General features: G+C 70.5%; 11 protein-coding genes and 1 pseudogene. 8 read left to right on the top strand and 4 right to left on the bottom strand.

Annotation, left to right across the window (positions count from 1 at the left end; translation table 11 throughout):
- Positions 1 to 229 precede the first annotated feature (229 nt).
- The 6 genes from ACWGKT_RS02140 to ACWGKT_RS02115 all read left to right on the top strand — a co-directional run bounded on the left by ACWGKT_RS02140 (position 230) and on the right by ACWGKT_RS02115 (position 3,937).
- A complete protein-coding gene (locus ACWGKT_RS02140; protein ID WP_453272108.1) occupies positions 230 to 520 on the top strand; it encodes a hypothetical protein in 291 nt (96 codons plus the stop codon).
- 199 nt (positions 521 to 719) lie between these two features.
- Positions 720 to 1,226, top strand: coding sequence for a DUF5949 family protein (locus ACWGKT_RS02135; RefSeq protein WP_453272107.1), 507 nt, complete (start codon positions 720 to 722; stop codon positions 1,224 to 1,226).
- Positions 1,226 to 1,810 (top strand): vitamin K epoxide reductase family protein, encoded by a 585-nt coding sequence (locus ACWGKT_RS02130; protein ID WP_453272106.1) that lies wholly within the window; start codon positions 1,226 to 1,228, stop codon positions 1,808 to 1,810. The genes ACWGKT_RS02135 and ACWGKT_RS02130 overlap by 1 nt, the downstream gene beginning before the upstream one ends.
- A 102-nt stretch (positions 1,811 to 1,912) precedes the next feature.
- On the top strand, positions 1,913 to 2,428 hold the full coding sequence (locus ACWGKT_RS02125) for a hypothetical protein (RefSeq protein WP_453272105.1): 516 nt from the start codon (positions 1,913 to 1,915) through the stop codon (positions 2,426 to 2,428).
- Between the two features lie 158 nt (positions 2,429 to 2,586).
- Positions 2,587 to 3,087 carry a tyrosinase family oxidase copper chaperone gene (locus tag ACWGKT_RS02120; protein ID WP_453272104.1) on the top strand — a complete coding sequence of 167 codons (501 nt, stop codon included), beginning with the start codon at positions 2,587 to 2,589 and terminating at the stop codon, positions 3,085 to 3,087.
- The gene (locus ACWGKT_RS02115) at positions 3,071 to 3,937 is read left to right on the top strand and encodes a tyrosinase family protein (RefSeq protein WP_356145160.1); all 867 of its coding nucleotides are present in this window, start codon (positions 3,071 to 3,073) and stop codon (positions 3,935 to 3,937) included. The genes ACWGKT_RS02120 and ACWGKT_RS02115 overlap by 17 nt, the downstream gene beginning before the upstream one ends.
- A gap of 64 nt (positions 3,938 to 4,001) precedes the next feature.
- Here the strand turns inward: ACWGKT_RS02115 and ACWGKT_RS02110 are convergent, their stop codons facing one another.
- From ACWGKT_RS02110 to ACWGKT_RS02100, 3 genes are all read right to left on the bottom strand, one after another.
- Positions 4,002 to 4,301, bottom strand: a complete 300-nt coding sequence (locus ACWGKT_RS02110; RefSeq protein WP_453272103.1) for a chaplin — start codon at positions 4,299 to 4,301, stop codon at positions 4,002 to 4,004.
- 157 nt (positions 4,302 to 4,458) lie between these two features.
- Positions 4,459 to 5,418, bottom strand: coding sequence for a D-2-hydroxyacid dehydrogenase family protein (locus ACWGKT_RS02105; RefSeq protein WP_453272102.1), 960 nt, complete (start codon positions 5,416 to 5,418; stop codon positions 4,459 to 4,461).
- Positions 5,419 to 5,479: 61 nt separating this feature from the next.
- On the bottom strand, positions 5,480 to 6,151 hold the full coding sequence (locus tag ACWGKT_RS02100; RefSeq protein ID WP_453272101.1) for a TetR/AcrR family transcriptional regulator: 672 nt from the start codon (positions 6,149 to 6,151) through the stop codon (positions 5,480 to 5,482).
- Positions 6,152 to 6,420: 269 nt separating this feature from the next.
- On the opposite strand from ACWGKT_RS02100, the gene ACWGKT_RS02095 reads away from it, so the two are divergent.
- A complete protein-coding gene (locus ACWGKT_RS02095; protein ID WP_356145153.1) occupies positions 6,421 to 6,753 on the top strand; it encodes a FliH/SctL family protein in 333 nt (110 codons plus the stop codon).
- Positions 6,754 to 7,144: 391 nt separating this feature from the next.
- Positions 7,145 to 7,549, top strand: a complete 405-nt coding sequence (locus ACWGKT_RS02090) for a DUF6416 domain-containing protein (protein WP_453272100.1) — start codon at positions 7,145 to 7,147, stop codon at positions 7,547 to 7,549.
- A gap of 170 nt (positions 7,550 to 7,719) precedes the next feature.
- Here the strand turns inward: ACWGKT_RS02090 and ACWGKT_RS02085 are convergent.
- Positions 7,720 to 7,851 (bottom strand): annotated as a pseudogene (locus ACWGKT_RS02085) (GntR family transcriptional regulator); the annotation flags it as partial.
- Positions 7,852 to 7,944: the final 93 nt, after the last annotated feature.

Here is a 7,944-nt window from a genome sequence, read left to right as displayed (position 1 = left end):
CCGCAAACCCTTGCTAAAAGGGCGCTGTAATCTCCCCACCCATTCGGCGGCCGTACCGCGGGGGTTTACCCGGGGGGGCACGGCCGGTTCGCGTTTTTGGGGACGTTTCCCGAGCGGTGCGCGGGATCTCATATGTCTTCCGCACACGGGGTTTCCGCCCCGGCCGGACATCGTTGAACACGGCGTCCCATCACCCGAGGTGACCTGAGTCGCCGAAGAAAGGAACGCGATGAAGTCCCTGAAGGCTGCCGCTGTCGTTGCCGGTTCCGTGGCCCTCGTCGGCGTCGCCGCGCCCGCGTTCGCCGCCTCCGCCGCCGACCGCATGCCCACCAGCCTCAACGGCGCCGTCGACTCGCTCACCAAGGGCCCCGTCACCCTGCGCGACGTGATGCCGCTGCAGCACCAGTCGAACGCGCTCGACACCGAGAACAAGGACTCCGTGCTGAACACGGTCAAGGGCGCGACCACGGCCCTGAACCAGCACAACCCGCTGCTCGGCGGTCTCCCGTTGCAGAGCTGACCCAGCCGAGGGGCGGTCGAAGGGCGGTCCGGGAGCGTTCGAAGGGCCCGTCCCGACGGTCGTTCGAGGGGCGTCCCTGACGAGCGTTCGAGGGGCGTCGCGGACGGCGTCCCTCGTTCGTGTGGAGAGCCCCGGGGCGCTGCTCCGGTCGGGTGAGCGGACGCCGGGCCGCCGACCGGCCCGTCGATAAGGTCGCGCGGTGACCTCAACCTCAAGCGACCCGCGTCCCTTCCACCCCGCCGACCTCGGCACGCTCGTCGTGCTGGCCTGGAGCGGCGAGGCCCCCGACGGCTCCGACATGCCCTATCTGCTGGGCTACTCCCTGGGGGACGCCGAGGGCGGCCCGGAGGCGACGTCCGCCGCGGTCGAGCACCTGCTCACGAGCAACGGACTGCGGGTCGGCGGGGACCTGGCCGACGGGACCACCCGGCCCAGCCTGCCGGTCGGCCTGCTCGTCGAGGCCGGCCAGGCCGTCCTCACCATGTCGCGGCCGCAGTTCAGGGCCCAGTGCACCGCACCGCCGGAGTGGCTCGCCGCGGTCGCCGAACGCGGCCACGCCTACCTGGTGTTCACCACCCGCACCTGGCCCGAGGGGCGGCCCGGCGTGCCCGTCCCGCCACAGGCGCTGGCCGCCTTCGCCGGCGCCGAGGAGACCCTGCACGCCGCCGCGCACGCCGTCCTGCCGGCCCGCCGCCTGCGCGGCTGATGCTCCGGACCGCGGGCGGCAGCCGCGACTTCGCCCTGCTCGTCCTGCTCACCGGGGCGGCCGGGCTGCTGGCCTCCTGGGTCATCACCCTCGACAAGTTCAAACTGCTGGAGAACCCGAACTTCATCCCCGGCTGCAGCCTGAACCCGGTGGTGTCCTGCGGCAGCGTGATGAAGAGCGACCAGGCCTCCGCCTTCGGGTTCCCCAACCCGATGCTGGGCCTGGTCGCCTACGGCATCGTGATCTGCGTCGGCGTGAGCCTGCTGGCCGGGGCGCGGTTCCCCGGCTGGTACTGGCTGACCTTCGAGGCGGGCTGCCTGTTCGGGATCTGCTTCGTGACATGGCTGCAGTTCGAGTCGCTGTACCGGATCAACGCGCTGTGCCTGTGGTGCTGTCTGGCCTGGATCGCGACGATCCTGCTGTTCTGGTACGTGACGTCGTTCGTCGTACGGAACGGCTTCCTGCCCGCGCCGGCCCCGGTCAAGACCTTCCTCGCCGAGTTCGCCTGGCTGCTGCCGGTGCTGCACATCGGGGTCGTCGGCATGCTGATCCTCACCCGCTGGTGGGACTTCTGGACGAGCTGACCATTGCTGCACCCGGGGGATTCTTGAACTGCGGTCCTTTTCCGGCTCGTTACGCGCTACGGACGACGAACGCCCCGAACCCCGAAAAGGATCGTGCCTGACATGAAGTCGACCACCCGAGGAACCCTTGCCGCCGTCATCGCGGGCGTCGCGGCCGCCGTGGGAGCCGGCGCGACCCCCGCCGCCGCGGTCGGCACGGTCCCGGTCCCGGTGCCGCTGAAGGGCGTGGAGAAGTCCCTCGACATGGAGCTGCCCCAGCTCGGCGCGGAGCTGCCCCTGCCGAAGCCGGGCGCACCCGAGGGTTCGGGGTACGCCGAGGGCCGGCTCCTCCCGGAACGGGCCCTGCCGCAGCTGCCCATCAGCGGCGGCCTGCCCGGCGCCGACCTGCACGCGCCCCTGCCGCACGTCCTCGGCGACGGCTTCGACCACCTGAACCTCGACGCCCCCGCCGCCGAGGTGTCCACCCTCGCCCCCGGCCTCGCCGTGGACGCCCCGCTGACGTCGCCGAACCCCCGCCGATTCGGCCTCCCCGACGTGAAGGAGCCCCAGGCCGGCGTGGTCGGCCCGGCACTTCGCACGGTCCCCGGCGCGAGCCTGGGGACGGGCCCGGCCCAGTAGCGCCACGCCGGTCGACAGGGGCCCGGGCGCCGACGGCGCACCGGGCCCCTCGCCATACCCGGACGCCGCCGGGATCACCGGACGGCCGCCCTCGCGGTGACCGCGGAGCCCGTCGGGCGGTTACCGCTACGACAGCCGAACCCGACACGGAACGAGTGATGGTCATGGGTGCTTCAGGAACGCCGACGAACGCTGATCAGGGGTCAGGAAGCCCGCTGAGAGACGGGCCCGGCGCCCGGACACGGCGCGAGCTGGGACGGGGCCTGCTCGGCTCCGTCGCCGCCCTGGCGCTCGCGCCCGTCGTCGCCGCCTCCCGCCCGCCGAGCCCCGGAAAGGAGGCCCGGCACACGGACACCTTCTTCGACGAGACCTACCGCGGGCGACGCATCCGCGGCATGCTCCTGCCGCTCGTGGCCGGGGCCCCCGCCGGCGCCGAGTGGCAGATCACCGTGGACGGGCGGCCGCTGCACCTGATGCGCCGCGCCGACGGGACCTGGCTGAGCATGGTCGACCACTACCAGTCGTACCGGACACCGCTGGAGGCGACCCGCGCGGCCGTCGACGAGCTCGGCCCCGGCCAGCGGCTGCGCGACCTGGCCCCGGGCCCGGTCGGCGGGTGGCACGCGCACACGGGGGGACACTATGGCGTACGTGCGTAAGAACGCGAGCAGGCTGACGCGCACCGAGCGGCGGCGGTTCGTCAAGGCCATGCTGGAGATCAAACGACGGGGTGTGTACGACGAGTTCGTGCGGACGCACATCGCCTACTTCGGCGCCGACGGCGAGAACGGCCTGCGCACGGCCCACATGGCGCCCTCCTTCCTGCCCTGGCACCGGCGCTTCCTGCTGGAGCTGGAGCGGGCCCTGCGCCGCGTCGACTCCTCGGTGACCGTGCCGTACTGGGACTGGACCCGGGACCGCACGACCAGGTCGGTGCCCTGGACGAAGGATCTGCTCGGCGGCAACGGGCGGCGCTCCGACCGGCAGGTGACGACCGGGCCGTTCGCCTACTCGGCCGGCCACTGGACCATCAAGGAGGGTGTCACGGACGGGGCGTTCCTCACCCGTGACCTGGGCCGCTCCCGCCATCCGATCAAACTGCCCACCGCCGCCGAACTGAAGTCGGCGCTGGACGACCCCGTCTACGACGTCTCGCCCTGGGACTCCACCGTCACCCGCGGCTTCCGCAACAGGCTGGAGGGGTGGGGGCACGGGAGCGGCAGCTCCTCCTGGCGCAACCACAACCGGGTGCACCGCTGGGTCGGCGGGGTGATGCTCGGCGGCGCCTCCGTCAACGACCCCGTGTTCTGGCTGCACCACGCCTTCATCGACCTGCAGTGGTCCCGCTGGCAGCGGCGCCACCACAACCACCGTTACCTGCCTGCCCGGCCGCCCGGCCCCCGCAGCGCGCAGCACCGGCGGATCGTCGCCCGGCACGAGAAGCTGCCGCCGTGGGACGTGACACCGGACCAACTGGAGGACATGAGCCGGGTCTACCGGTACGTCTGAACTCCGGTACGGAAAGAGCCCCGGTGATCAGGGCACCGGGGCTCTTTCTTTGTGTGCGGGCGGACTAGTTGCCGTATCCGCCCTCGTTGCCGCCCTTGTCGCCGCCCTTGCCGTTGTCGGGGACGTGGCCGTTGACGCAGGCGTTGCCGAAGACCGGGTTCAACAGGGCGATGACGTTCACGGTGTTGCCGCAGACGTTGACCGGCACGTGAACCGGAACCTGGACGGTGTTGCCCGACAGCACGCCCGGGGAACCGGCCGCGCCGCCCACAGCGCCCGCGTCGGCCAGGGCCATACCGGCTCCGCCGACCACAACGGCGCCGGTGCTCAGGGCAACCGCGGCCGCCTTCGCGATGCGAGACATCGCGTTCTCCTTATGACTCGACGAGAGTGCGACGGCAGAACAGCCGCCGCACGTCCCGTTCAACGCGGCGGCTGCGCGCTCGGCACGGTGTTCTCCTGATGATCACCCTTTTTAATGATCGGCGTTGATATGTTGCCGCGCCCGGGTCCCGGCTGGTTCAGGGCAGCCGTCGTACCGGTGAACCGGAGAGGTGGGCCCGGATGTTCTCGACCGCCTGGCCGTAGTACGTCGCGTAGTTGGCCCGGGAGACGTAGCCGAGGTGGGGAGTCGCGAGGAGACCGGGCGCGCCGCGCATCGGGTGGTCGGCGGGCAGGGGCTCGATGTCGAAGACATCGATCCCGGCGCCGGCGATGCGGCCCTCGTGGAGCGCCGCGAGCAGGGCGTCCTGGTCGACGATGGCCGCGCGGGAGGTGTTGACCAGGTAGGCGGACCGTTTCATGAGAGCGAGTTCGGCGGGGCCGAGCAGGCCGCGGGTGCGGTCGCCGAGCGCCAGGTGGACGGAGACGAAGTCACTGCCGGCCAGCAGTTCCTCCTTGGACGCGGCCAGGTCCACGCCCACTTCCTCGGCGCGTTCCTTGGTGAGGTTCTGGCTCCAGGCGCTGACGTGCATGCCGAAGGCGAGCCCGACCCGCGCCACCCGGCCACCGATCTTGCCGAGCCCGAGCAGGCCGAGCCGACGGCCGTGCAGGTCGGCGCCGACAGTTGACTGCCAAGGGCCGCCGGAGCGCAGGGAGTTGCTCTCCTCGACGATGCCGCGGGCGAGGCCGAGCAGCAGGGCCCAGGTGAGTTCGACCGGCGGCGTGGACGAACTCCCGGTCCCGCACACGGTGATGCCGTGCGCCTCGGCGGCGGCGTAGTCGATGACGCTGTTGCGCATGCCGGAGGCGACGAGCAGCCGCAGCCTGGGCAGCCGGGCGAGGAGCGAGCCGGGGAACGGCACGCGCTCGCGCAGGGTGACGACGATGTCGAAGTCGGCGAGCGCCGTGGCGAGGGCGTCCTCGCCGTCCAGGTGCTCGCGCAGGGCGACGACCTCCACCTCCTCGCCGAGCACCGACCAGTCGGCGGACTCGGCCGCCACACCCTGGAAGTCGTCCAGCACCGCACAGCGAAGTCGCACGTCGTCTCCCCCTCCTTGCGGGTGACTGTAGCGGCCGGTGCAGCCCGGCCCGCCGGCGTGGTCAGGGGAGGGCCGCGCGCGACGCGGACTCGGCGGTGGCCGTTGCGCCGCCACCGGAGCCGGCGCCCTCGCCGCGCAGCCGTGCCTCCAGGCCGTCGAGGATGGTCTCCAGGCCGAACGCGAACTTCTGGCCGAGCAGTTCGGCGGGATCGGCGTCGCCGAACGACTCCATGCGCTCGCGCAGCCGGGGGTACTGGGCGACGATCTCGTCCGCCCGCTGCACGACGTCACTCGGCTTGGCCCTGGCCGCCGCGGCCCGGGTGGCGTCGAGCAGGGCGGTGCCCGCCACGAACGTAAAGGCGGTGTTGACGGCCCAGTCGAGGTCGCGGCCCTGGAACCCGGCGGCCTCGTAGATGTCGTACGAGTGATTCTGGAAGCGGGCCATCCCCGGGCCGTACACGAAGTGCGTGCTGATCGCCGGGACCAGCCAGGGGTGGCGGTCGACCGTCGCGTACGTGTCCCGCATCAGGGCGCGCGCGGCGGCCCGCCAGCCGGCTTCGGCGGGGTCGCGCAGCTCGATCTCGCCCCACACCCGGTCGGCGGCCAGTACGACCAGGTTCTCCTTGCTGCCGACGTGCCAGTACATCGCCGTCGGGGCCGAGTTGAGCCGCTTGCCGAGGCGCCGCATGCTCAGGCCGTCGACCCCCTCGTCGTCGAGGAGCTCGATCGCCACCTCGACAACTTGATCGCGATTCAACCTTTCTCGCGCCATGCCGTCAGCGTAGCCCACCCACTTCAACACTGTTCGAGTACGAATTCCCCGCTGAAGTCCCCCACTTCGGATCTCGCCGGACGGAAGTCACGCCTGTTCCAAGGGTCGTTGGCGGCGGTGGCGGGCCAGGGAGCAAAAATGTCCGCGTAGATCGATTACCCCCAAGTTGCGTCACTCTTTTGGTCTATTAGGGTGGATATATTCCATGTGAGCGTATCTGGGGAGAGCTCATGCAACGAAGGACTATCAAGAGGGCGGCCGCCCTCAGCTCCGCTCTGGTGGCGACGGGAGTCGCCTTCATGCCGCTGAGCATTCAGCCGGCGTTCGCGTCTTCTCCCTCGACGCAAGTGAGTTCCGCGACGGTTCTCCCGGACCAGAACCACTTCCGGGAGGGCTTCCGGCAGGGTTTCCGCGACGGCTTCTCCGACGCGCGATCCGACTGTGACCGCGACGGTTACGGATCCGGCTACGCGGGCGGTCACGACTCCTCGTGGGCACGTGGCTATGTCAGCGGCTACAACTCGGGCTACAACTCGGGCTACCACCGGTACTGCCGGGACTGAGGTCGCCCCGAGATCTTCAGGGCCGGACCGGCGGTGAACCCTCTGGTGTGGCCCTGATCGGCCCCGATCGACACTGATCGTTCGCCGAACCGGCGCCCGAGGCTCCGTGGAGCCCGCATGGCGGACAGCTCGGGGAGGGATCCGCCCTGAACAGCAAAAACGCCCTCCCGAGGGAGGGCGGAGACTGGGCGCCCCCGGCAGGACTCGAACCTGCGGCCAAGCGCTTAGAAGGCGCTTTGTGGCTGCGCCCCGCCCTCCTCTTGACCTGTGGGTCTTCCTCAGCTGAGCGGGTCGCCGGTAGAACTTCGACACGGATTCGACACGCAGTGTCCTGGCGGATCTGTACGGTGCGAACGACACACACGCTAGGCACTGACTGTTGGGGGCGGGCATGACGGAGTATCTGTCTGAGGTTGATCCGCGATGGGCTGAGCACTCTGGCGAAGAGAAGCACTACGGCGCCCCGGAATGGGGCCCGGAGGACTTGCAGCGTGCCGCGGTGTTCCTGGCTGAGCTCGCCCCGCAGGCCCGGCGGATGTTCGAGTACCTGCTCCGCACCCCTGGCCGGATGATCCACTGCACGGAACTGGCGGACAAGGCCCTGGGCGGGCCGAATGGGGGCGATCCGGCGCCGCGTGTGGCCGGTGTGGTGCGTGGGATGGACAAAGGTCACAGCAACAGCCAGCGGCGGTATCCGTTCTACTGGTGGGCAGCCCCTGAGGGGGGTTCGGGCGCAACGTACGCGGTCCGCCCCTCGGTGGCAGCGGTATTCCTGGCCGCTCAACTCGGCGAGTGACTGCACCGCCCGTGGCCTCGGGATCCCTGGTCTCGTCGTGGGTGTGCCCGACCTGACCGCAATGGTGGTCCAGGTTGCGGAACGCGCCCCGCTGGCGACGATCTGTCATCGACGGCGCGCACGCCTCCTGACCCTTGCGCTGGGGGCGTCAGGTGCCTCGCGAGTGGTGGCTACCGGCTGATCGGAATCTCGTAGACGATCTCGCAGTGAGCGGCGGGCACCACGATGTCCGCCGTCTCCACGGGCCGCCCCTGATCGCTGTAGTACGTCCGCCGGATGTGCGTGACGAGCGCGGCCTTCTGAGAGGGTGGTATGCGAGTTTTTGCCTTGTATCTGACTCTGTTATGGGATTGGCGTGCAGATCAGGGCTGTTAACGAGTGCCGGTTGCATGCCG

Source organism: Streptomyces sp. NPDC054794 (genome assembly GCF_053611585.1).
Note: the sequence above shows the minus strand (reverse complement) of the source record. Positions and strands in the feature narration are given on the sequence as shown.